General features: G+C 69.8%; 21 protein-coding genes. 15 read left to right on the top strand and 6 right to left on the bottom strand.

Going from position 1 to position 19,611, the window contains the following annotated elements; translation table 11 throughout:
• The first annotated feature begins 45 nt into the window (after nucleotides 1–45).
• From OHA77_RS00200 to OHA77_RS00215, 4 genes are all read left to right on the top strand, one after another.
• Complete coding sequence (locus OHA77_RS00200; RefSeq protein WP_406315140.1) at nucleotides 46–969, top strand: zinc-binding dehydrogenase; 924 nt, start codon at nucleotides 46–48, stop codon at nucleotides 967–969.
• Complete coding sequence (locus tag OHA77_RS00205) at nucleotides 966–1,946, top strand: alpha/beta hydrolase family protein (protein ID WP_406315141.1); 981 nt, start codon at nucleotides 966–968, stop codon at nucleotides 1,944–1,946. The genes OHA77_RS00200 and OHA77_RS00205 overlap by 4 nt, the downstream gene beginning before the upstream one ends.
• Complete coding sequence (locus OHA77_RS00210; RefSeq protein ID WP_406315143.1) at nucleotides 1,943–2,689, top strand: SDR family oxidoreductase; 747 nt, start codon at nucleotides 1,943–1,945, stop codon at nucleotides 2,687–2,689. Before OHA77_RS00205 ends, OHA77_RS00210 begins: the two co-directional genes overlap by 4 nt.
• A gap of 113 nt (nucleotides 2,690–2,802) precedes the next feature.
• Complete coding sequence (locus OHA77_RS00215) at nucleotides 2,803–3,459, top strand: maleylpyruvate isomerase N-terminal domain-containing protein (RefSeq protein ID WP_406315144.1); 657 nt, start codon at nucleotides 2,803–2,805, stop codon at nucleotides 3,457–3,459.
• 174 nt (nucleotides 3,460–3,633) lie between these two features.
• Here the strand turns inward: OHA77_RS00215 and OHA77_RS00220 are convergent, their stop codons facing one another.
• Nucleotides 3,634–4,632, bottom strand: a complete 999-nt coding sequence (locus tag OHA77_RS00220) for a helix-turn-helix transcriptional regulator (protein ID WP_406315146.1) — start codon at nucleotides 4,630–4,632, stop codon at nucleotides 3,634–3,636.
• Nucleotides 4,633–4,694: 62 nt separating this feature from the next.
• On the opposite strand from OHA77_RS00220, the gene OHA77_RS00225 reads away from it, so the two are divergent.
• Nucleotides 4,695–5,282, top strand: coding sequence for a DinB family protein (locus tag OHA77_RS00225; protein ID WP_406315148.1), 588 nt, complete (start codon nucleotides 4,695–4,697; stop codon nucleotides 5,280–5,282).
• A complete protein-coding gene (locus tag OHA77_RS00230) occupies nucleotides 5,279–5,740 on the top strand; it encodes a VOC family protein (RefSeq protein ID WP_406315150.1) in 462 nt (153 codons plus the stop codon). Before OHA77_RS00225 ends, OHA77_RS00230 begins: the two co-directional genes overlap by 4 nt.
• Nucleotides 5,741–5,973: 233 nt before the next feature.
• Here OHA77_RS00230 and OHA77_RS00235 read toward each other — a convergent pair whose 3' ends face one another.
• Nucleotides 5,974–6,546, bottom strand: coding sequence for a TetR/AcrR family transcriptional regulator (locus tag OHA77_RS00235; protein WP_406315152.1), 573 nt, complete (start codon nucleotides 6,544–6,546; stop codon nucleotides 5,974–5,976).
• A gap of 82 nt (nucleotides 6,547–6,628) precedes the next feature.
• Here OHA77_RS00235 and OHA77_RS00240 point away from each other — a divergent pair, with 82 nt between their 5' ends.
• Both OHA77_RS00240 and OHA77_RS00245 read left to right on the top strand, forming a co-directional pair.
• Nucleotides 6,629–7,567 (top strand): zinc-binding dehydrogenase, encoded by a 939-nt coding sequence (locus OHA77_RS00240; RefSeq protein ID WP_406315153.1) that lies wholly within the window; start codon nucleotides 6,629–6,631, stop codon nucleotides 7,565–7,567.
• Nucleotides 7,568–7,913: 346 nt separating this feature from the next.
• Nucleotides 7,914–8,306, top strand: a complete 393-nt coding sequence (locus OHA77_RS00245) for a dienelactone hydrolase family protein (RefSeq protein WP_406315155.1) — start codon at nucleotides 7,914–7,916, stop codon at nucleotides 8,304–8,306.
• Nucleotides 8,307–8,345: 39 nt separating this feature from the next.
• Here OHA77_RS00245 and OHA77_RS00250 read toward each other — a convergent pair whose 3' ends face one another.
• Complete coding sequence (locus tag OHA77_RS00250) at nucleotides 8,346–9,080, bottom strand: hypothetical protein (protein WP_406315157.1); 735 nt, start codon at nucleotides 9,078–9,080, stop codon at nucleotides 8,346–8,348.
• A gap of 395 nt (nucleotides 9,081–9,475) precedes the next feature.
• Here OHA77_RS00250 and OHA77_RS00255 point away from each other — a divergent pair, with 395 nt between their 5' ends.
• Nucleotides 9,476–10,057 carry a TetR/AcrR family transcriptional regulator gene (locus OHA77_RS00255; RefSeq protein ID WP_406315159.1) on the top strand — a complete coding sequence of 194 codons (582 nt, stop codon included), beginning with the start codon at nucleotides 9,476–9,478 and terminating at the stop codon, nucleotides 10,055–10,057.
• Between the two features lie 186 nt (nucleotides 10,058–10,243).
• Nucleotides 10,244–11,002, top strand: a complete 759-nt coding sequence (locus OHA77_RS00260) for an SDR family NAD(P)-dependent oxidoreductase (protein ID WP_406315161.1) — start codon at nucleotides 10,244–10,246, stop codon at nucleotides 11,000–11,002.
• An 84-nt stretch (nucleotides 11,003–11,086) separates the two neighbouring features.
• On the opposite strand, the gene OHA77_RS00265 is transcribed toward OHA77_RS00260, so the two are convergent.
• Entirely contained in the window at nucleotides 11,087–13,807 is a 2,721-nt protein-coding gene (locus OHA77_RS00265; protein ID WP_406315162.1) for a LuxR C-terminal-related transcriptional regulator, read from the bottom strand.
• A 139-nt stretch (nucleotides 13,808–13,946) separates the two neighbouring features.
• Here OHA77_RS00265 and OHA77_RS00270 point away from each other — a divergent pair, with 139 nt between their 5' ends.
• A complete protein-coding gene (locus OHA77_RS00270) occupies nucleotides 13,947–14,564 on the top strand; it encodes a dihydrofolate reductase family protein (protein ID WP_406315164.1) in 618 nt (205 codons plus the stop codon).
• Nucleotides 14,565–14,654: 90 nt separating this feature from the next.
• Here OHA77_RS00270 and OHA77_RS00275 read toward each other — a convergent pair whose 3' ends face one another.
• Nucleotides 14,655–15,830 carry an acyltransferase family protein gene (locus OHA77_RS00275; RefSeq protein WP_406315166.1) on the bottom strand — a complete coding sequence of 392 codons (1,176 nt, stop codon included), beginning with the start codon at nucleotides 15,828–15,830 and terminating at the stop codon, nucleotides 14,655–14,657.
• A 240-nt stretch (nucleotides 15,831–16,070) separates the two neighbouring features.
• Here OHA77_RS00275 and OHA77_RS00280 point away from each other — a divergent pair, with 240 nt between their 5' ends.
• Nucleotides 16,071–16,514 carry a histidine kinase gene (locus OHA77_RS00280; RefSeq protein WP_406315167.1) on the top strand — a complete coding sequence of 148 codons (444 nt, stop codon included), beginning with the start codon at nucleotides 16,071–16,073 and terminating at the stop codon, nucleotides 16,512–16,514.
• Between the two features lie 138 nt (nucleotides 16,515–16,652).
• Here the strand turns inward: OHA77_RS00280 and OHA77_RS00285 are convergent, their stop codons facing one another.
• Nucleotides 16,653–17,582, bottom strand: a complete 930-nt coding sequence (locus OHA77_RS00285) for an RNA polymerase sigma-70 factor (protein WP_406315169.1) — start codon at nucleotides 17,580–17,582, stop codon at nucleotides 16,653–16,655.
• Between the two features lie 267 nt (nucleotides 17,583–17,849).
• Between OHA77_RS00285 and OHA77_RS00290 the strand changes: the two genes are divergently transcribed.
• Genes OHA77_RS00290 through OHA77_RS00300 form a run of 3 tightly spaced genes read left to right on the top strand, consistent with a single transcriptional unit; the run spans nucleotide 17,850 to nucleotide 19,445 of the window.
• The gene (locus OHA77_RS00290) at nucleotides 17,850–18,077 is read left to right on the top strand and encodes a hypothetical protein (protein ID WP_406315170.1); all 228 of its coding nucleotides are present in this window, start codon (nucleotides 17,850–17,852) and stop codon (nucleotides 18,075–18,077) included.
• Nucleotides 18,061–18,759, top strand: a complete 699-nt coding sequence (locus OHA77_RS00295) for an FAD-binding oxidoreductase (RefSeq protein ID WP_406315172.1) — start codon at nucleotides 18,061–18,063, stop codon at nucleotides 18,757–18,759. Before OHA77_RS00290 ends, OHA77_RS00295 begins: the two co-directional genes overlap by 17 nt.
• A complete protein-coding gene (locus tag OHA77_RS00300) occupies nucleotides 18,756–19,445 on the top strand; it encodes a hypothetical protein (RefSeq protein ID WP_406315174.1) in 690 nt (229 codons plus the stop codon). The genes OHA77_RS00295 and OHA77_RS00300 overlap by 4 nt, the downstream gene beginning before the upstream one ends.
• Nucleotides 19,446–19,611 lie beyond the last annotated feature (166 nt).

Consider the following 19,611-nt stretch of genomic DNA (forward strand, 5'->3'; position numbering starts at 1 on the left):
AGCCGTTGTTGGAGCGAGCAGGCCGAACGCCGGTTTCATTGCCGCATGCGTAGATTGATGCCTACGGGAGACGTAGCGCGACCGGTGGAGTTCGCCCAGGACGCTCAGCCCACGACCGCCCCGGACGAAGTGCTGATCAAGGTCGAGGCGTTCTCGCCGAATCGTGGGGAGACGTTCCTGCTCGAAGAGCCGAAACCCGGCCTGATACCCGGCAAAGATATCGCCGGCTTGATCGTGCAGGCCGCCGCCGACGGCTCGGGGCCGCAGGCGGGCACCCGGGTGGTGGGTCACCCGCCGATGGGCGGCTGGGCCGAGTACGCGGCCGTGCCCACCCACTCGCTCGCCGTCCTGCCCGATGAGATCATCCCCGTGCATGCAGCCGCCCTGCCGCTGGCCGGGATCACCGCGCTCCGGCTGCTCCGCGCAGCCGGCGCCCTGACGGGCAGGCGGGTGCTGCTGACCGGCGCCTCAGGCGGAGTGGGTCATTACCTGACCGAACTGGCCGCCGCAGCGGGCGCGCAGGTCACCGCGGTGAGCGCCACGGCGGAGCGCGGCGCACGCCTGCGCGAGCTGGGCGCCGCGGCGATAGTGCACGACGTGTCCGACGCGGAGGGGCCGTTCGACGTGGTTCTGGAGCCCACCGGCGGAAGCGCGCTCGCAGCCGCGCTGGCCAGGCTGGTCCCGGGTGGCACCCTGATCTGGTACGGCCAGGCCAGCCGTACCCCGGTGACGTTGAACTTCTTCGACCTGCTCGCCGGGCCGGAGAACGCCGTGATCCGGCACTTTCACTACGCCGGCGCGCCGTACGGTCCCGACCTGGCCACCCTGCTGCGCCTGGTGGCCGACGGGCGGCTCCACCCGGAGGTCGGCCGCGTCGCCGATTGGAGCCAGACCGCCGAAGTTCTGATCGACCTGCGGGAACGCCGCATCCGAGGCAACGCCGTACTGACGATCGGAGTAGCACAATGAGCGTCGCGGACTTCGTCGCCGCCAACCTGTCGCGTGCGACCGGCGCCGGGTTGGACCCGCACGAGTACCAGCGCGTCGCCAGGGAGATGGCTGTCCTGGACCAGTGGGGCGAGACGTTCATGCGTGCCGCACGCGGGCACCTGGCGCGTGCCGGGCAGGCAGCCACGACGATCTCAGCAGGCGAGCACTACCAGGTCGCGGCGAGTTGGTTCCATGTCGCCACCCTGGGGCCGAACCGTGAGAGCGCGCTGGCCGCCGCCGAGGCGGACACCGCCATGGGGCTCGCACTCGAACTGCTGGAGCCGGGGGCCCGCCGGATCGAGGGACCGGGCTTCACCGGCTGGCTGCGCGGGCCGGCCGATGCCGTGGCGACCGCGGTCGTGGTTCCCGGGTTGGACTCCGGCAAGGAGGAATTCCACGCGGTGACCGGCGCCTTGCTACGTCGGGGCCTGGCCGTGTTCGCCATGGACGGGCCGGGGCAGGGCGTGCTCGCGGCCAGCAGCACCGTCCGAGCCGACTATCACCACGTGATCGGCCAGGTCGTCGACGCACTCGGCACCAGGAGCGTAGGGCTCGTGGGGCTCAGCCTCGGCGGCTACTACGTCGCGGAAAGCGCCGCCCGTGAAACCCGCGTCGCGGCCGCCGCCACCGTCAGCGGCCCCTTCCATCTGGACTGGAACGCCCTGCCGCCCCCGGTACGGGAGATCATCGTCCGACGCGCCGGCGGCGAAGAAGCGGCCCGCCACTTCGCCCGGCAGGTGGATCTGTCCGTCCTGGCCCCGCAGATCACCTGCCCGCTGCTGGTGGTGGACGGCGGCCAGGACGTCATCCCCGGCGTGACCAACGGCGAGCCGCTGGCCCGCCTGGCGCCACACGGACAGTACCTGCACATCCCTCACGGTGACCACCTGCTCGGCAACGCCCGACCCGACTGGCTGGCCACCCTCGCCGACTGGCTTCACGGAGCACTCACATGACACGCTTCATCGACCAGACCGCCCTGATCACCGGCGGCACGAGCGGCATGGGACTGGGCACCGCACACCGCCTCATCGCCGAAGGCGCCCACGTGATCGTCACCGGCCGCACCCGGCAACGTGTCGACCAGGCCGCCGCCCTGCTCGGCCCGCGCGCCCTCGGCGTGGTCGCGGACACCACCGACCTCGATGCTCTGAACGCCCTGATGGACACGATCAAGGCACGCTACGGCAAGCTGAACGTCGTCTTCGCCAACGCCGGAGTAGGCACTTTCACGCCCTTCGCCGACATCACCGAACCCGACTTCGATCACGCCGTCGACGTGAACTTCAAGGGGGTGTTCTTCACGCTTCAGAAGGCGCTGCCGCTGATCGTTGATGGCGGCTCCATCGTCATCAACGCCTCCTGGACCCTGCATCGCGGCAACGGCATCCTCACGTTGTACTCGGCCACCAAGGCGGCCGCGCACAACCTGGCCCGCACCCTGGCGGCGGAGCTCGCGCCGCGGGGCGTCCGCGTCAACTCCATCAGCCCCGGGTACATCGACACACCGATGTACCCGGTTGCGGCGTTGAGCGAGACGGAGGCCGCCGCCATCACCAGTCGCGTCGTGGCCGATCGGTTCGGCCGGCCGGAGGAGATCGCCGCAGCGGTGGCGTTTCTCGCCTCCGCCGAGGCGTCCTACATCAACGGCCAGGACCTGGTGATCGACGGCGGCCTGGTGAACGCGATCCCTGCCTGACGTGCCCTTCACCCCCACCTCCTCCCCCTCTGACACGAGCCGACCGTCTGGGTACGCGAGCCGACGTCCAAATGCGCTTGTCCACCATTGCGGCACCGCACTACCTTGCCGATGTGGAACTCTTCTCCCGCTCTTGGACGGCGTTGCGTACGGCGGTCGCCGACCTCCCGGACGAGGATTTCGCACAGCCGTCCGGCTGTACCGGCTGGCTCGTGCGGGACCTGGTGTGCCATCTGGTCATCGACGCTCAGGACGTCCTGATCACCCTGGTGACCCCCGCCGAAGCGGAGCCGACCCGCGACGCGGTGACCTACTGGGACGTCGCCGAAAAGCCGCCGACCGGCGACGACCCGCTCGACGCGCTGATCGTCCGGCTGGCCGCCGCGTACGAGGAGCCTTGGCTGCTCAAGTTCCACTTCGACGACGTCGGCTCCGCCGCCGGCCGCGCCGCCGAACTCGCCGACCCGGGCCTCCGGGTCGGCACCCGCGACGTGGTTCTCACCGCGGGCGACTACCTCTCCGCGTACGTCCTGGAGTGGACGCTGCACCACCTCGACCTGGTCGCGCATCTCCCGGACGCGGCGGAACCGCCCGCGGAGGGGCTCGCCCGGTCTCGCGAGATGCTGGAGAAGATCGCCGGGGCCGTGTTCCCCGCGTCGTTCTCCGACAGGGACGCGCTGCTGGTCGGCACCGGACGGCGTGCCCCGACCGACGTGGAGAAGGCCGAACTGGGCGAGCTGGCCGCGAAACTCCCGCTCGTCCTCGGATGATCGTCTGGCCGGACGAGACCTTCGGCGCGGGCAAGACGAGGGCGCGGAAACCGGTCACCCGGCTTCCCGATGCGGGATCTTCGACGCCGAGCACGATGGCGAAGCCGGGGGCCGGGCCGACGTGCTCGGCATGGAAGCAGCGGAAGCGCTGCTGAGCGCCGGCGTGGTCACGGCTCATGACTCCTCCGTGTCCGGCGCCGGTGAGATCGCCGCACCGGCCGACAGCAGTCTCTCCGCCAGCTCGCGGCAGCGCCTCCCGAGCTCCGGAGGGTCGAGTACCTCGAAGTCGTGCCCCAGCAGGAGCACGTGCATGAGCACGAAATCGAGGCTGCCGGCGCCACTGAGCACCTCGCAGAGCTCGCTCCCTCGCCGTCGTACGACGGCCGCCGACGCCGGAATCTGCGCGCGCACCGTGTCGGCCGACGCGTGCACGAGGAAGCGCGCCTGGTGCGGGTAGACCCGGCTCGTCACACCCTCCTGCACGTACGTCGCCGCGTCGGGCGCCGCGCGCGGGCGGAAGCGCCAGGTCCGTGCGGACACATCGGTCATCCGGTCGACGCGGAAGCTGCGCCAGTCGTCGCGATCGAGGTCGTAGGCGAGGAGGTACCAGCGCCGGTCGGAGGCGACCAGGCGATAAGGCTCGGCCCGCCGCCGTCGCACCTCGCTCCCGGACGGGTAGTCGAAGCCGGTCTCGACCTCGTCGCGGCAGGCTCTGGCCAGCGTCATGAGCACCTCGGGGTCGACCGGCGTGCGGCCTCCGCCGAAGGACTCCACCGAGCCGGAGAGCGCGCGCACCTCGTGCCGCAGCCGGGTGGGCAGCACCTGGTCGAGCTTGGTCAGCGCCCGGAGCGCGGCGTCGGCGGCGCCGGCGACCGTGCCACCCGCGCCGGCGAGCAGCGAGGCCACGGTGGCGATCGCCTCCTCGTCGTCGAGAAGCAGCGGCGGCAGGTCCTGCCCCGGGCCGAGCTGGTAGCCGCCGCCGACACCCTGGCTGGCGTGCACCGGATAGCCGAGTGCGCGCAGCCGCTCGACATCACGCCGTACCGTGCGCGGCGTGACCCCGAGCCGGTCGGCGAGCTCGGGGCCGGTCCAGACCTGGCGCTGCTGCAACAGCCCCAGCAGGGTGAGCACCCGCTCCGTCGTACCCCGCTCGTCACCCCGTGCCACGTCCATGTCGTCCACCCTGCCAGAGATAGCGGACCGATCCTGTCCGCCAGAGGTGCCAGGGTGACTCCATGGACGCAGACGAACTCGACTGGAACCGAGCATTGCGCGAGCAGTGGGAGTTCCACTGGAACCATCAGCTCCGAGCCCGGCTCGACGGTCTCACCGACGACGAGTACTTCTGGTCGCCGGTGCCGGACGCCTGGAACGTACGGCCGCGCGGCAGCTCGACGGCGCCCGTGCAGGTCGGTGCCGGGGACTTCACGATGGACTACGCCTTCCCCGAGCCGGTCCCCGCGGCCTTCACCACGATCGCCTGGCGACTCGGTCACGTCGTCGTCGGCGTGCTCGCCACGCGCAACGCGGCGCACTTCGGCGCGTCGGCGGCGTCGTATGAGACCTGGGAGTACGCCGGCAGCGCGGCCACCGCGCTCGACCAGCTCGAGGCCCAGCTCGACGTCTGGCTGGCCGGGGTCTCCGGCCTCGGCGACGCCGGGCTCCGGGTCCCGGTCGGCGCGAAGGAGCCCTTCCCCGAGGCGCCCACGGCCGATCTGGTGCTGCACATCCACCGCGAGCTGATCCACCACCTGTCCGAGGTCTGCCTGCTGCGCGACCTCTACCTGCACATGAAACCCGCTACGAACGGAGCAACCCGATGAGCCGCCACATCCAGGTCACCTTCGATGCCCACGACCCGGGTGCGCTGTCGTCCTTCTGGCGCGACGTACTGGGCTACGTCCACCCCGGCCCGCCCGGAGTCGACCTGCCCGAGGACGCCGACCCGCTGGCCGCGTGGGACGACTTCCTCGCACGGGCCGGCGTACCGGAGAAGCAGCGCAACACGAGATCGGCCATCGAGGATCCGAACGGACACGGCCCACGGCTGTTCTTCCAGCGGGTGCCGGAGGACAAGGCCGCCAAGAACCGTGTCCACCTCGACGTCCGGGCGGCTCCCGGGCTGCGGGGAGGGGAGCGGATGGCGGCGCTGGAGGTCGAGTGCGACCGGCTCGTCGCGCTGGGAGCGACGCGGGTACGTCGCCACGAGCCCGCTCCCCCGATGAGCGCCGGCTTCATCGTGATGACCGACCCCGAGGGCAACGAGTTCTGCCTGGACTGACTGGGCGGCTCGTCGCGTCGCACGCGCACCGCGCCGGGCCAGAGGTGGCCGAAGAAGTGATCGAGCGCGGCGATGTGGGCGTTGGCGGTGTCGGCCGACCGCCTGCGCACGGTATCGAGGTAGGTCCGGTGGTCGCGGACGGCGAAGTCACGATCGCGTGCCGGGTCGGCCGCGAACCACCGGTTTCTGATCTTGCTCAGGAATCGGCCGCTGGATGGACGCCCTGGCGATCATCACCGATCGAGCAGTGCCGCGGCCATCTGCTGGATTGAGCGGGTGAAGCGGCGGGGGTCATCGGCCGATGTCATGTGGCGGACCAGGTCGCCGTCGAAGACAGCGAGCAGGGCGTGGGCCAGGAAGTCGGCGTCGAGATCGGGGCGTCCGTCAGCGAGCAGGGTGCTGAGATGGCGGTGCCAGCACTGGTAGCTGGGGTCGTCGTACTTGTCCTCGGCGCACGCTTGCTCGTGCGCCGACAGCAGGACGGCGTTGCCTTCGGCGATCGCGCCGAGTCCGTCGAGGAAGGCGAGCATCCGGTCCCGGACGGGTGCTCCGGGCCCCAAAGGCGGGGGTCCGTTCTTGACCGCGTCGCGTAGCTCGCGAGACCTTTCCTCCAGCAGCGCCTGCAGCAGTCCGGCGCGGTTGCCGAAGCGACGGAACACGGTGCCCTTCCCGACTCCGGCAAGGGCGGCAACGCGGTCGAGCGACACATGGTCTCCGCCGCCTTCGGCCAGAAGCCGCTCAGTCGCGTGGAGCACCGCACGGCGGTTGCGGGTCGCGTCGGCGCGCTCGGCGCGTTGTTGGGCCATCGGCATCCCTCTCCAAGGCGGACTGTCAGTCCACATATGCTATCGTGCACTAAACGGACTGTTGGTCCGTATAGTGCTGCCTATGAAGGAGTCCCTGATGGACATACGCGCGCTCGTCGTCGATCCCGGCGCCCCGGGATCCCTGCGGCTGGGGATGACCGCAGACCCCCAGCCCGCGCCCAACCAGCTGGTGCTCGATGTCCGGCACATCTCGCTCAACCGCGGCGAGGTGAAGTTCGCCGGCCAGCAGCCGGCCGGAACCGTGCACGGCTACGATGCCGCCGGTGTCGTCGTACGTGCTGCGGCCGACGGCACCGGACCCGCCGTAGGCGCCAGAGTCGCGGCGTTCGGCGCCGGAGCGTGGGCGCAGCGGATGGCCGTGGACACCACCGCGGTGGCCGAAGTCCCCGCCCAGGTCGACCTCGCCGGCGCCGCCGCACTGCCGATGGCCGGTATCACGGCGCTGCGCACGTTGCGTTCCCGTTCCATCCTGGGCCGGCGGGTACTGATCACCGGGGCGGCGGGCGGCGTCGGCCGTTACGCGGTCCAGTTGGCGGCTTTGGGCGGTGCCCATGTCATCGCCTCGGTGGGGTCGGCGGCCCGCGCCGACGGCCTGACCGAACTGGGCGCCCACGAGGTGGTGGTCGGTCTGGAGGGCATCGATCGGCCGGTCGACCTCATCCTCGACAATGTGGGCGGGCCACAGCTGACCGCGGCCTGGGAGCTCCTCGCGCCGGGCGGGGGTGTGCAGAACATCGGCTGGGCGTCGGACGAGCCGGCGGTGTTCGCGCCGTATTCGATGTTCTCCATCGGCCCGTCCAAGACGATGAACACGTTCGGCGACGTCCATGAGGTCGGCCCGGATCTGGCAACCCTGCTGGGGTTCGTGGCGGAGGGGAGGCTTTCCCCCGAGGTCGGCTGGCGCGGTTCCTGGGAACGCGTCGCCGAGGCCGCCCAGGCGCTGCTGGACCGGCGTATCGCGGGCAAGGCGATCCTGGACGTAGCACCGGCGGCCGACTGACCGCAGCCGGGCGGCCCGTCCAAAGGGAACATGCCGTACTCCGGCACCTCCATTGCCGCTGAAACCCCTCGATGACGGGTCTGGATGAGGGGTGCGACGAGGCTACGGATCGGCGGCGGGCAGCGCTGGACGGTCCGCCGGGTAGCGGCTGACGACGAACACGTATGGAGGCGGCCACGATGGCCGAGGTGGTCGTCTTCCATCATGCCCAGGGCCTCACTCCGGGCGTCATCGGCTTCGCCGAGGACCTTCAGGACCGAGGGACGCACCGTGCACACGCCCGATCTGTACGACGGCCGGACCTTCGACACGATGGAGGCCGGCCTGGCGTATTCGGAACAGGCCGGTGTCGAGGAGCTCCTCGACCGCGGCGCGCGCCGTCGCGGACCTGCCGGCCGCCGTCATTTTCCTCGGATTCTCCCTCAGCGTGCTGAACGCGCAGAAACTGGCCCAGACGCGCCCGGGCGCCCGCAGCGCCGTGCTCGTCTCCTCCTGCGTTCCGGCCTCTTACTTCGGACCGTGGCCCACCGAGGTCCCGGTACGGATCCACGCCATGGACAACGACTCTGTATTCCACGCCGAGGCGGCTCACGCGCTCGTCGAGCAGGCTCCTGACGCCGAACTGTGTCTGCATCCCGGCGACCGGCATTATTTCGCCGACAGCTCGTTGCCGTCCTACGACTCCGAAGCCGCCGGGCTGCTGCTGCGTCGCACGGCGAGGTTTCTCCGGGCACGGTGAGAGCACGATGAACGTCATCGTCGAGGGGACCCTGCCGTACTAGGAGACGTGTTCGACGAAGCCGTGGTGGGCCAGCTCACCGTCTTCGATCCGTACCGGCTGCCCCGGAGGCAGCGGAGTGCCGGAAAGGGGCGGGATCTCCACCGCGTCCCAGTCCGTGGCGTACTCCCCCGAGTGGTCGCCCAGGTCGATCCGCTCGGCCGCGACACCCGACCGGTAGACCCTGAGGGTCAGACACCCCTGGTCCCAATACCCTTCCTCATCCGCCGCCCACCGATCGCAGGCCCAGCGCAGTTCGTCGGCGTCCGTCACCACGAGCCGTTGCCGGAACTCGACGGACCCTCCCGCCGTTTCCCGTTCCACCACGTACCAGGAGTGCTCGTACGCTGGCGCGACATGCGGGCGGCCCTCCTCATCCAGCAGCTCCCGCAGTGCCGCCAGGCAGGCCTGGGCGACGCCGTCGGCAGGGTCGCGAAGCCGCAGAGCCTGGCACAACTCCGCGATCTCCTCGCTCACCCGGTCGAGCTCCGGCTGCGGCTGGTTTGGCCGGTAGGAGAAATCCTCCCGAATCGCTACGACGGCACGGAGCAGTTCAGCGATCAGCAAATGCGCCGCCGCGGAGTCATGCGGCAGGCGCTCCACCAGAGCACGGAGGCGCTCCTCGGCGACCTCCTCCTCACGAAGCAGGGCGGCCAGCCGCGCGTGTTCGCGGGCGGCGTCCAGGTCCCCCGCGTCGCCCGCCGCCCGCAAGATCATGAACTGTGTATCGATCACGGTCCCATGATCTCCCACCGAGACCACCAGCCGGTGAGCCGGCAGCAGGCGTTCGCATCACGTTCGGAGACTTGGATGCCCGGGCGGTCGCGCAGGACCATCGCCGACTCTCCGCCGTGGCGGCCTTGCAGCCTCGACTCGATCCACGCGAACATCCATGCCAATACCGTCATCAGGCTGCTGGACGAGCAGCACAGCGTACGACTGCAGGGCGCGCTGGCCCACGAGATCGCCCATCACGCCCTGAGGCACCGTGGCGGAGCGGCTGGAGCGCCAGCGGTTCCTTGTGGCACCAGGTCCCGAGAACCCCTGAGGGCATCCGTGACTGGTCGGGGTGGTTGATGCCCGGCATTCATATTTGACCTTTCGGTCTAGATATAGCTAGGGTTCAGCGCATGGCGAGGACCAAGGAGTTCGATCCGGATGCGGCCCTGCAGAAGGCGCTGGAGTTGTTCTGGGAGCGCGGGTACGAGGCGACGTCCATGGCCGACCTGGTCCGGCATCTGGGGATCGCCCGGGCGAGCATCTATGCGACCTTCGGCGGCAAGCACGACCTCTACCTGAAGGCGTTCGAGAGATACCTGCAGACCCGTGATCCCCATGTCGTCGAGGTGCTCTCCCAGCCGGGGCCGGCGCTTCCGGCCGTACGAGCGCTGGTCGAGACATATGCCGAGGAGTCCTTGCGTGACGAGCACCGGCGCGGCTGCATGGTCGTCAACGCCGCAGTGGAGCTCATGCCGCGCGATCCTCAGATCGCCCGAAAGGTCGAGGCGAGCTGGGACACTTTGGAGACCGCGCTGACCTCGGCGCTGACCCGGGCGCGCGCGCAGGGCGAGATCTCAGACGACAGGGACCCGCACGCCCTGGCCCGTTTCCTGCTCGTCATGATGCAGGGCATGCGCGTGCTCGGCCGTGCGCATCCCGAGCCCGGCAGGCTTCGCGACGCCACCGCGCAGGCGCTGGCCGTACTGGACTGAGGAGGTGTTCGTTGTGACGAGAAGTGCTGTTACGCGCCCAAATAACAGAACGATCGATCCATATAGGCGTGACGCCTTGATGGCGTTCGTGCTGATTGGGGCCGTACAGATCGCCGCCGCCCTTCTCATCACCGCCCGGTTCTCGGCGCACACGCGCCGCCGCAAGAAAACAAAGGAGAATACGGAATGACCGCACGTTTCACCGGCAAGGTAGCCCTCATCACCGGCGGAGGTTCCGGCATCGGCCGGGCCACCGCGCTCGCCTTCGCCCGAGAAGGCGCGACCGTGGTGGTTGCCGGGCGCAGCGTCGGCCTCCTCGAGCAGACCGTGAAACTGATCGAGGACGAAGGGGGCCAGGCCGACGCCGTGGCCGCTGACGTCTCCTCCTCCGAGGACGTCGCCCGGCTCGTCACGACCACGGTGGAGCGCCACGGCGGCCTGCACATCGCGTTCAACAACGCGGGAACGCTCGAGGCCGGACCGCTCGCGGACATGGACGAGGCCGCCTGGGACCGCCAGCTGGCCGTGAACGTGACCGGTGTCTTCCTGTCCATGAAGCACGAGATCACCCACATGCGCGGCAACGGCGGCGGTGTGATCGTCAACACCGCCTCCAACCTGGGCGCTCACATGCGGCTGCCGTTCCTCGGCGCCTACGCGGCATCCAAGGCGGCCGTGAGCGCGCTGAGCCGGGCGGCTGCGAGGGAGTACATCGGGGAGGGTGTCCGCATCAACGCGATCAGCCCGGGCCCCGTCGACACGTCCATGTCCCTGCGCCCCGGTGAGACCGAGGCGGAGCGCGCCGAACGGGTGAAGGGCTCACTGCCGATCGGCAGAGTCGGGACCCTCGACGAAGCGGCCTCCGCCGTGCTGTGGCTCGCATCACCCGAAGCAGCATTCACGGTCGGTCATGACCTGGTCATCGACGGAGGCGCCACCGCCTGACCCAGGACGGCCGGGTGGGTGAAAGCGACCCGAGGCCCGTTTCTGCTGTATGCCGGTGGCACCCCTGTCAACCCCGTACCGGCCCTAGTTGTGCTGGTTGAGCGGCTCGGCCGCCGCGCGGGCGAGCTCGGTGCGGTTGGCGACCCGAAGTTTGACGTAGATGTGTGCCAGGTGGGTCTTGACCGTGCCACGGCCGACGAACAGGCGGGTGGCGATCTCGGGGTTGGACAGCCCCTGGGCGGCGAGCTCCGCCACGGACCGCTCGGCCGGGGTGAGGCTCTCCCATCCGGACTCCGGCCGACGGCGCGGCCCGCGCGCGCGGGTGGCGTAGCCGATCGCTGCGGGCAGGTCCATCGCGCGACCGTGCTCCACGGCTTCGTGCAGGGCCGGCTCCTGCAGCCGCGCCCGTAACTCCTCACTGGTATCGGCGACACGCAGGAACGGCCGGGGCGCGGCTCCGAGGTCGGAGCGGGCGCGCTCCGCCGCGCCCGCGAGTACCCCGGCCGTCTCGGCCGCGCCGCGCCGCAGGTTGAGCAACGCCAGAGATTCCAAGCTGGCGACGCGGCCGAGGACGAGATCATGGTCGAGCCGGATCCGCAGGGCCTCATGGTGCAGGTGCAGCGCCCGCTCGGTGTCGGTTGCGTGGCTCAGCAGCGCCAGCTCATCCAGCGCGCCCGCGCGGATGCGCGGCATCTGCTTGGTCACCGGGGCATCGGACAGGGCGTGAAGCACCCGCGCCGCGGCCGAGTGGTCGCCTGACTGCCGCAGGGCGGCCGCCAGCACCAGCTGGGTCTCGGGGGCGAGCCATTCCGCGCTCGGTTCCTCCTGCCACCGGCCTTCACGCCAGCACCACTCCACCGCTTCTCGCGGGCGGCCGTGTTCGAGCGCGAGCATCGCCTTGCAGCGCTCCCAGCCGGTGATGAACGGCAGCTGCCCCGCTCCGGCGACCAGGCGATCAATGGGCGCCAGCGCGGCAGTGGCCTCGTCCAGGTGGCCCTGGAGAATGCGGATCTCGGCCAGGATGGCCCGGGCCGAGCCGGTCCAGTGCAGGTCACGCAAGGGCTCCGCCGTGGTCACGGCACGCTGGGCCAGCTCGCCGGCCCGCTGAAGCGCACCTGACCGGGCGGCCGCCAGCGCCAACCAGCCCAGGGCGAAGGACCCCATACCCCGGTCGCCGCGCCCGAGATGCCCTTCCACGGCACGTTCGAGGTGCTCGATCGCCTCGCGATAGTCGTCGGCGAGTACGTGCACCAGGCCGATGAACACCTCGGTGGAGTCCACGACGAATCCGTCCCCGGCCCGAACGGCCTCGTCCCTGACCGCCCGAGCCTCCTCCAGCGCCTCTGTGAGGCCCACGGCGAGCCGCCCGAGGGCGGCCAGCGATCGTGCCAGCCGTCCTGCCGCGGGCGCGTTGGTCTCGGCGGCCAGCTGCTGCGCCGCCCGCGCCACCTCGAACGCTTCGATGCCCGGCTCGGCGGTGTTGGCCACCAGCGCCAGCGCCGCCAGAACCTCCGCCTGCAGCGGGCTCCGCTCATCCGCGCCGCGTGCCGCTGCCCGCCGCAGCAGCCGTACCCCTTCGGTGCCTCGTCCCTCCAGGTGCCACAGCCACACGCAGGCCGCGGCCAGGCGCCGCCCCTGGGTCGGGTCGGCGCGCGACAGCCCCCACTCGACAGCTGCGTGGACGTTGGGGTAGGCGGCGCCCAGTTGCATCCGCCAGGCGTCCTTGTCGGTGTCCAGCAGCGGCGCCACCTGCTCCAGCAGGGAGGAGTAGATGTCGAGGTGCAGGTCCCGGGCGGCCGCGGCCTCCTGTGCCTCCTGCAGGCGGGCGAGCGCGTACGCCCGGACGACCCCGAGCATCCGGTATCTGGCCACCGGGCCCGTCGTGTCCGCCACGACCAGCGATTTGTCGATCAGCCCCCGCAACGCCTTGAGCAGGCGTTCGCGGCCGGGTCCGCCGAGTGCGGCCAGGCGGGTCACGGCGTCCGCGGTGAAGCCGGGCTCGAAAACCCCGACGCGCCGGAACAGCACCTGCTCGTCGTCGTCCAGCAGGTCGTGGCTCCAGCTCATCGACCCCTGCAGTGTCCGCTGCCGGAACGGCGCGGTCCGCACGCCGCCGTCCAGGAGGGCGAACGGCGCGCTCAGGGAGTCCGCGATCTGCGCCAGCGACAGCGCGCCCGCCCAGCCGGCGGCCAACTCCAACGCGAGCGGCAGCCGGTCGAGCCGGTCACAGATCCGCCTCGCCCCGGAGCGGGCCTCCGCCCCGCCCGCCGCGTCCGGGGCGCCGGCGCGGACGCGTTCGAGGAACAGTTCCAGCGCATCGGCCAGGCCCATCGGCGGCACCCGCCACACTCGCTCGCCGACGACGCCGAGCGTGGAACGGCTGGTGGCAAGCACCGCCACGCGTGGGCATTTCGACAGCACCGCCGCGATGACCCTGGCCGCGTCGTCCAGCACGTGCTCGCAGTTGTCGACCACCACGAGCAGCTCGCGGTCTCGCAGCGCGCTGATCAGCGCCGGCACCGGATCCGGCCCGGCGGGCAGAAGGACGTCCAGCGCCGCCGCCATCCGGCGGGCGATGTGACTCCCGTCCGCCTCCTCCTCCAGGCCGACCCAGAACACCCCGTCCCGCCACGCCTCGGCCGCCATCCGGCAGACGCGGATCGCCAGCCGGGTCTTGCCGCACCCGCCCGGGCCGACCAGGGTCAGAACCTGCCCGGCCGTGACCGCATCGCCGATCGCCGCAAGCTCCGCGACCCGACCCACGAACGATGACAGCTCAGGCGGAACGTGCGGGGCAGCAGACATCCCGGAAGTATGCCAGCAGATCAGCCACCGGTTCACCGGCATCTCTGCCAGGTGGCAGATGTTCTCTGTCCGCCGAGACGACAGGATCGCTGCAGATGGCACCAACGGGTTGCCACGAGCGCTGGAAAGAGAAGCAGTCATGACGCAGCACACCAACGTCCAGGGCCGCAGGGTGGTCGCCAACATCTCGCTCTCGCTCGACGGCCGGGTCAAAGGTCAGGGCGGCGAGGAGGACATGAGCTGGATCGTCCCCCACGCCCTCACCGACGGCGCCCGCGACCACATGGTGCGGGTGACGGGCGCCGCCACCACCGCCCTGCTCGGCCGCAAGAACTATGAGGGCTTCGGCTCCTTCTGGCCGGCGGTCGCCAAGGACGACAACGCCGATTCCCGGGATCGGGCCTTCGCCCAGTGGCTCGACGAGACTGAGAAGATCGTCTTCTCCTCGACCCTGACGGAGGCGCCGTGGCAGAACTCCCGGCTCACCGACGCCGATCCTGCCGAGGAGGTCAAGCGGCTCCGCCGGCAGCCCGGCGGCGACATCATCGTGCTGGCCAGCAGCAGCGTCATCAAGGCCCTGCTGACCGCGGACGAATTGGACCGGCTCAGCATCACGCTCTGCCCGGAGCTGGCCGGCGGCGGCGCCCGGCTCTTCCACGACGGCCTGCCCACCACGTCCTGGTCGCTCACCGACCTGTCGACCACCGAGTCCGGCGCGATCTGCCTGATCTACGACCGGATCGGCAACGCAGGCTGACCCCCTTCACGACATCGGCCGATATGCCGGAGAACAGGTGACCTCCGGCGATCGGCTGATCGGGGATCCGGTCTGACGGGTTGCCGGATTTCAGAGCACGTGGCGGACGCCGGGGAGCCGGCGGATCGGACCGGCGAGCGTGAAACAGACCGGGAGCACTATGACAGCCGCGATCGCGAACTTCACCAGCGTCGGCAGGTCCAGCACGCTGAGGGCGTAACCTGCCGCCGTCACCACGAACGCGTGGATCACGTACACGGTGAACACATGAGCGGACAGGTACCGGCGCAGCGGCCCCTGGGTGTCCAGCCTGCGGCGGAAGCAGGTGAGCAGCGCGAGAACGATGCCGACCGCGAAAGTGGAGTCCCACAGCGCGTAGCACAGCGAGCTCAGGGTGCCGTGCCCCTCCCACCTGCCGGCCAACGCGAGCGGGAGGAACACCAGGGTGGCGCCGATGGCCATGCCGAGCCCGACCCTGCCCATCCGGGCGGTGATGGCGTGGAACCAACCGCGCCGGTACGCCACGGTCCCCAGGACGAAGAAGCTGACGTACTGCGGAAGGTAGGCGCTGCTCGGGAAGCCGATGACCGGCACCGTGAAGCCCACCGGAATCGCGATCCGCAGCACGTATGTCGTCAGGGCCAGCACCAGCACGAACCCGATCACCACCGGGTAGGTGGGCGGCTGGGGGGTTCTGCTGCGAGCCGGGCGTTTCCTGGTCGCGAGGCGCAAGGCGGCGTAGGACCCGTCGAGGACGAGGAGCGCAAGCACGAACCACAACGGCCCGCTTCCGATGGTGTGCAGGTAGAAGTCGAGCGGCGAGCCGCTACCGTAGAAGCCGGCGTACAGGATCGGGTTGAGCACGAAGTAGAACACCACCAGCGGGACCCCCAGCCGGATCAGCCGGTCGCGGAGGAAGGCACGCGGGCCCTTGCGGTCGTACGCCCCGGGCGTGAAGTAGCCGGAAAGCAGGAAGAACGCGCCCATGAACCATGCCTGGTTGACCAGCAGGAAGACCGTCAGGCCGAGCGCGACGACTCCGCTGGTCGGCTTCTCGGTGTAGTACCAGGCCGGGATCCCGCTGTACGTGGCCGCGGTGTGGTGCAGGACCACCAGCGAGATCAGCAGGATCCGCAGATTGTCGACGAACCACAGCCTCGGCCGGGACGCGGTGCTCTGGCTGGGCGACGTGCCAGGAAGCACGGCCGAGGTCGTGTCGGCCCTCTGGAGTCCTTCCCGGTCGTTGTGGTGTGGTGCGTTCTCCATGTCTCCTGCTTCCTTCGTTTCGTCCGGTATGGACTCGAAGTTAGGGAGCGCACGGGTGGCGCGGTATGGACCTAGACGTACGGGTGGGTGGGCTTAGACCTACTTCCGAGCGGATCTGGCGGGGCCGGGCCGGTGACGCGGATGTCCACCGGGTAGTGGTGGAACGGCTTCAGCTACGAGCGCACCGGCCGCGACGTCCTCATGGATCAGAAGTGGCGGGTCCGGTGGAGCGATCCCGCCATGTGGCGGGATCTGCGGTTCACGGGGATCGCGCCGCTCGCTGCGGGCCTGATCGCGGCCATCCCGCCGGCCGGAGTCGCGGCGGCGGTCCTCGCATTCAGCCGATCGCTTCCCTTCATCGGGATACTCGGCCTGGTCGTGACCGTCGCCGGCGCCCCGTATGCGTGGCGGTCCGTCGAGCCGGTAGCCGTCCGCTTCCTGCGCGTGTCGCCCGTGATGATGCTGGCGGACCGGGTCGATGAGCTGACGGCCCAGCACGCGGGTACCACGGTCGCGCAGGCCGCCGAGATCCGCCGGATCGAGCGGGACCTGCACGACGGAGCGCAGACCCGCCTGGTCACGCTCGGGCTGTCGTTGGCGACTGCGGAGAAGCTGATGGAAACCAAGCCTGACCAGGCCAAAGCTCGGCGCCCTCTTTCCTACCTGCGAAAACGTTACAGATAGCGGCAGTGAGGCCAACCTTGCCGACCGGCCGCAACACGCCGAGAAACCTTTCACGGCCAAGAGCGGACCCCGCACGCTGCGACAAAGATCATTTTCAGCGCAACGGTCGTCCGGCAGTATCAACCACAGGACCCGGACTCAGCGGCGCAAGGCGGTCTCCCGCTCCATATACGACAACTTCTCGGGATTGCGCACGGCGTAGAGTCCGGTGATGAGGCCGTCGTCGATGCGCACCGCCACGACGGTGTCGACCTCACCGTTGATCTGGACGATCAGAGCCGGATGGCCATTGACCTGTGCCGGCCGCAGCGACGCCACGGCGGCGATCCTGCCCAGCACCTGGATCACCCCGCCGGCCCCCACGACCGGCTCCAGCGCGGCTTGCACGACTCCGCCACCGTCGGCCAGGGCGACGACGTCTGGCGCGAGCATGTCGAGGAGAGTCTGCAGATCGCCCGTTTCGATCGCCCGTTGGAAGGCCTCGAGCACGCCTCGGGTCTCGGCCGGGGAAACGACGTCGCGCGGTCGTCGCGCGGCGACGTGGGCCCGTGCCCGGTGGGCGATCTGGCGGACCGCGGCCGGGCTCTTGTCGACGGCTTCCGCGATCTCGTCGTAGGCCAGATCGAACACCTCGCGCAGCACGAACACCGCCCGCTCGGTCGGCGTGAGCGTCTCCAGCACCAGCAGCATCGCCATCGAGACGCTGTCGGCCAGCTCGATGTCCTCGGCCACGTCGGGCGCGGTCAACAGCGGCTCGGGAAGCCAGGGCCCGACGTAGGACTCCTTGCGCCGGCCGAGCGTGCGCAGCCGGGTGAGCGCCTGCCGGGTGGTGATCTTGACCAGGTACGCGCGCTGGTCCCGCACTGTGTCGAGATCGACGCCCGCCCACCGCAGCCAGGTCTCCTGCAAGACGTCCTCGGCGTCGGCGGCCGAGCCGAGCATCTCGTAGGCGACGGTGAACAGCAGGTTGCGGTGGGCGACGAACGCCTCAGTGGCGGGGTCCGGGCGGTCGTCCCGGCTCATGTCTCCGCCGCGATCTTCGGGCGCGGTCTGCGACGTGCCGGCCATGGGTGGCTCCTGTTCGCTCTCGACTGTGTCACACCCACCAGACGCCGGGCCCCGCCGTTCTGTGACATCGAGACGGTAGCCGATCCTTGCTGCCCGCTGCCGAACGACGTGACCCCAGGGCGGCGTCGGGAGCAGCGGCATGTCGGATACCACCGATGGAGCCACCGGTCTATGGCACACGTCACATAACCGCGCTGTCACAAGGATCGGCTCGTCGGCATCTTGTGTTCGTTCAGCGCAACACGCGGCAACACAAGGGAAGGCGTCATGGAACCCCGCTTGAACCTCTTCGGCAGCCCGCTCGCAGCCAAGTCCATGAAGTACTTCGCCTCGGCGAGCAAAGTGATCATCGATGGCTCGATGCTGCCGACCGCGACCCAGGACCTGGTGATGCTCCGCGCCAGTCAGATCAACGGCTGCGGCACTACCAGCCCGGCCAGTTCGGATAACGAGGATTCTCCCGTGTGGAAGGAATGTCATGAGCTCAGCGCTTGAAATCCTTCGCCGTGACTTCGGCGGCGACATCATCGAACCGGGCGGAGCGGATTACGAATCGGCCAGTCGCTCGGTGTTGGTTTCGGGTAGTCCGGCCTATGTTCTGCGGCCCAAGAGCGTCGGGGACGTGCAGGCGGGTGTCGGATTCGCTGCCGACGCAGGGCTTTCGCTGTCCGTACGAGGCGGCGGCCATGGCTTTGCGGGCTTCGGCACCAACGACGACGGCGTCGTGATCGACCTCAGCAACCTCGCGAACGTGGAGGTCATCGACGACGAACGTCACCTCGTGCGGATCGGCGGCGGCGCCACCTGGGGTCAGGTCGCGGACGCCCTGGCCCCGTATGGTCTGGCGATCTCCTCGGGTGACACCAAGAGCGTCGGTGTCGGTGGGCTGACATTGACCGGCGGCATCGGCTGGAAGGTCCGAAAATACGGCCTGGCCCTGGACAACGTGGCCGCCGCAGAGGTGGTCACCGCCAACGGAGAGCTCGTGCATGCAAGCGTGGAGGAGAACCCGGAGCTGTTCTGGGCGATTCGCGGTGGCGGCGGCAATTCCGGGATCGTGACCGCCTTCGAGTTCACGGCGCACCCGACGACAGACGTCTTCTACGGCAAGATCGCCTTCCCGGCATCGGAGGCGGCCGTGTCGGGAGACAGTTCGCCGCGTTCGACGGCGCGGTGAAGGATCGCCGCGACCTTGTTTCGACGCGCACCGCCCACCTGTTCCTTCAGGACGGCGGCGCCGACCTGGACGAGGTCCTGGTGACCGCACGGGCCATCAGCGACGGGGATGAGGCCGCCTGGCATCGGGAGTGGAAGGCCACCGCGGCCCGCGTGCACGAGCTCGGCAGCAGCTCACTCACCGCAGGGCACCGGCTCAGCGCCCGGGAAGCACTGCTTCGGGCGTCCAACTACTATCGCACCGCCGAGTTCTATCTGCGCGACAACCCGTTCGACGACCCCGATGCCAAGGAGCTCTCAGCGCTCGCCCGCGACACCTTCGCCACGGCGGCCGACCTGATGGACACCCCGGTCGAGGCGGTGGCGATCCCCTACGAGAACACGACCCTGCCGGGATACCTGTGGGCGCGGAACCGCGCGACCGGCCGGCCGACACTCCCGCACCAGGCCACACGCCGTACCTCCTCACCTGCCTGGGCGCCGTCGGCGAATAAGTCGACCGGACGGCCCGTAGCGCCGGCACGATGGGAAAGACGGCTAGCCATCGTTGGCGATGTCGCTGATGATCTGGTTGAGCAGCCCGATCGTGCCCGCTGTCGCGGCGCCGGCGCCCAGGATCGCTCCGGCGACCGAACCGGTGACCGAGTAGGTGAGAACTCCGGCTGCCGTACCGAAGATCAGGGATAGACCAAGGACCAGGGCGGATCGAATGGTCAGGAGTGTGGGTGTTGACTGAACCGGGCGACGCACGAGGATCCCTCTCTGTTCATATCGCCGCACAGCGGCGAGGCGGGTGCAAAATGCTCGGTTCCAGAAAGCCAGACGCCAAGGGGGTTGCGCCGCGCTGCAACGA

The organism is Streptosporangium sp. NBC_01639 (genome assembly GCF_045209755.1).
In the GTDB taxonomy this organism is placed as follows: Bacteria; Actinomycetota; Actinomycetes; order Streptosporangiales; family Streptosporangiaceae; genus Streptosporangium.

Coding starts and splice junctions, on each gene's coding strand:
- OHA77_RS00295 (WP_406315172.1), top strand. CDS start 18,061: ATGAGCTCAGCGCTTGAAATCCTTCGCCGTGACTTCGGCGGCGACATC.
- OHA77_RS00200 (WP_406315140.1), top strand. CDS start 46: ATGCGTAGATTGATGCCTACGGGAGACGTAGCGCGACCGGTGGAGTTC.
- OHA77_RS00220 (WP_406315146.1), bottom strand. CDS start 4,632: ATGGACGTGGCACGGGGTGACGAGCGGGGTACGACGGAGCGGGTGCTC.
- OHA77_RS00210 (WP_406315143.1), top strand. CDS start 1,943: ATGACACGCTTCATCGACCAGACCGCCCTGATCACCGGCGGCACGAGC.
- OHA77_RS00290 (WP_406315170.1), top strand. CDS start 17,850: ATGGAACCCCGCTTGAACCTCTTCGGCAGCCCGCTCGCAGCCAAGTCC.
- OHA77_RS00285 (WP_406315169.1), bottom strand. CDS start 17,582: ATGGCCGGCACGTCGCAGACCGCGCCCGAAGATCGCGGCGGAGACATG.
- OHA77_RS00240 (WP_406315153.1), top strand. CDS start 6,629: ATGAAGGAGTCCCTGATGGACATACGCGCGCTCGTCGTCGATCCCGGC.
- OHA77_RS00205 (WP_406315141.1), top strand. CDS start 966: ATGAGCGTCGCGGACTTCGTCGCCGCCAACCTGTCGCGTGCGACCGGC.
- OHA77_RS00270 (WP_406315164.1), top strand. CDS start 13,947: ATGACGCAGCACACCAACGTCCAGGGCCGCAGGGTGGTCGCCAACATC.
- OHA77_RS00230 (WP_406315150.1), top strand. CDS start 5,279: ATGAGCCGCCACATCCAGGTCACCTTCGATGCCCACGACCCGGGTGCG.
- OHA77_RS00280 (WP_406315167.1), top strand. CDS start 16,071: ATGTGGCGGGATCTGCGGTTCACGGGGATCGCGCCGCTCGCTGCGGGC.
- OHA77_RS00235 (WP_406315152.1), bottom strand. CDS start 6,546: ATGGCCCAACAACGCGCCGAGCGCGCCGACGCGACCCGCAACCGCCGT.
- OHA77_RS00225 (WP_406315148.1), top strand. CDS start 4,695: ATGGACGCAGACGAACTCGACTGGAACCGAGCATTGCGCGAGCAGTGG.
- OHA77_RS00275 (WP_406315166.1), bottom strand. CDS start 15,830: ATGGAGAACGCACCACACCACAACGACCGGGAAGGACTCCAGAGGGCC.
- OHA77_RS00265 (WP_406315162.1), bottom strand. CDS start 13,807: ATGTCTGCTGCCCCGCACGTTCCGCCTGAGCTGTCATCGTTCGTGGGT.
- OHA77_RS00255 (WP_406315159.1), top strand. CDS start 9,476: ATGGCGAGGACCAAGGAGTTCGATCCGGATGCGGCCCTGCAGAAGGCG.
- OHA77_RS00260 (WP_406315161.1), top strand. CDS start 10,244: ATGACCGCACGTTTCACCGGCAAGGTAGCCCTCATCACCGGCGGAGGT.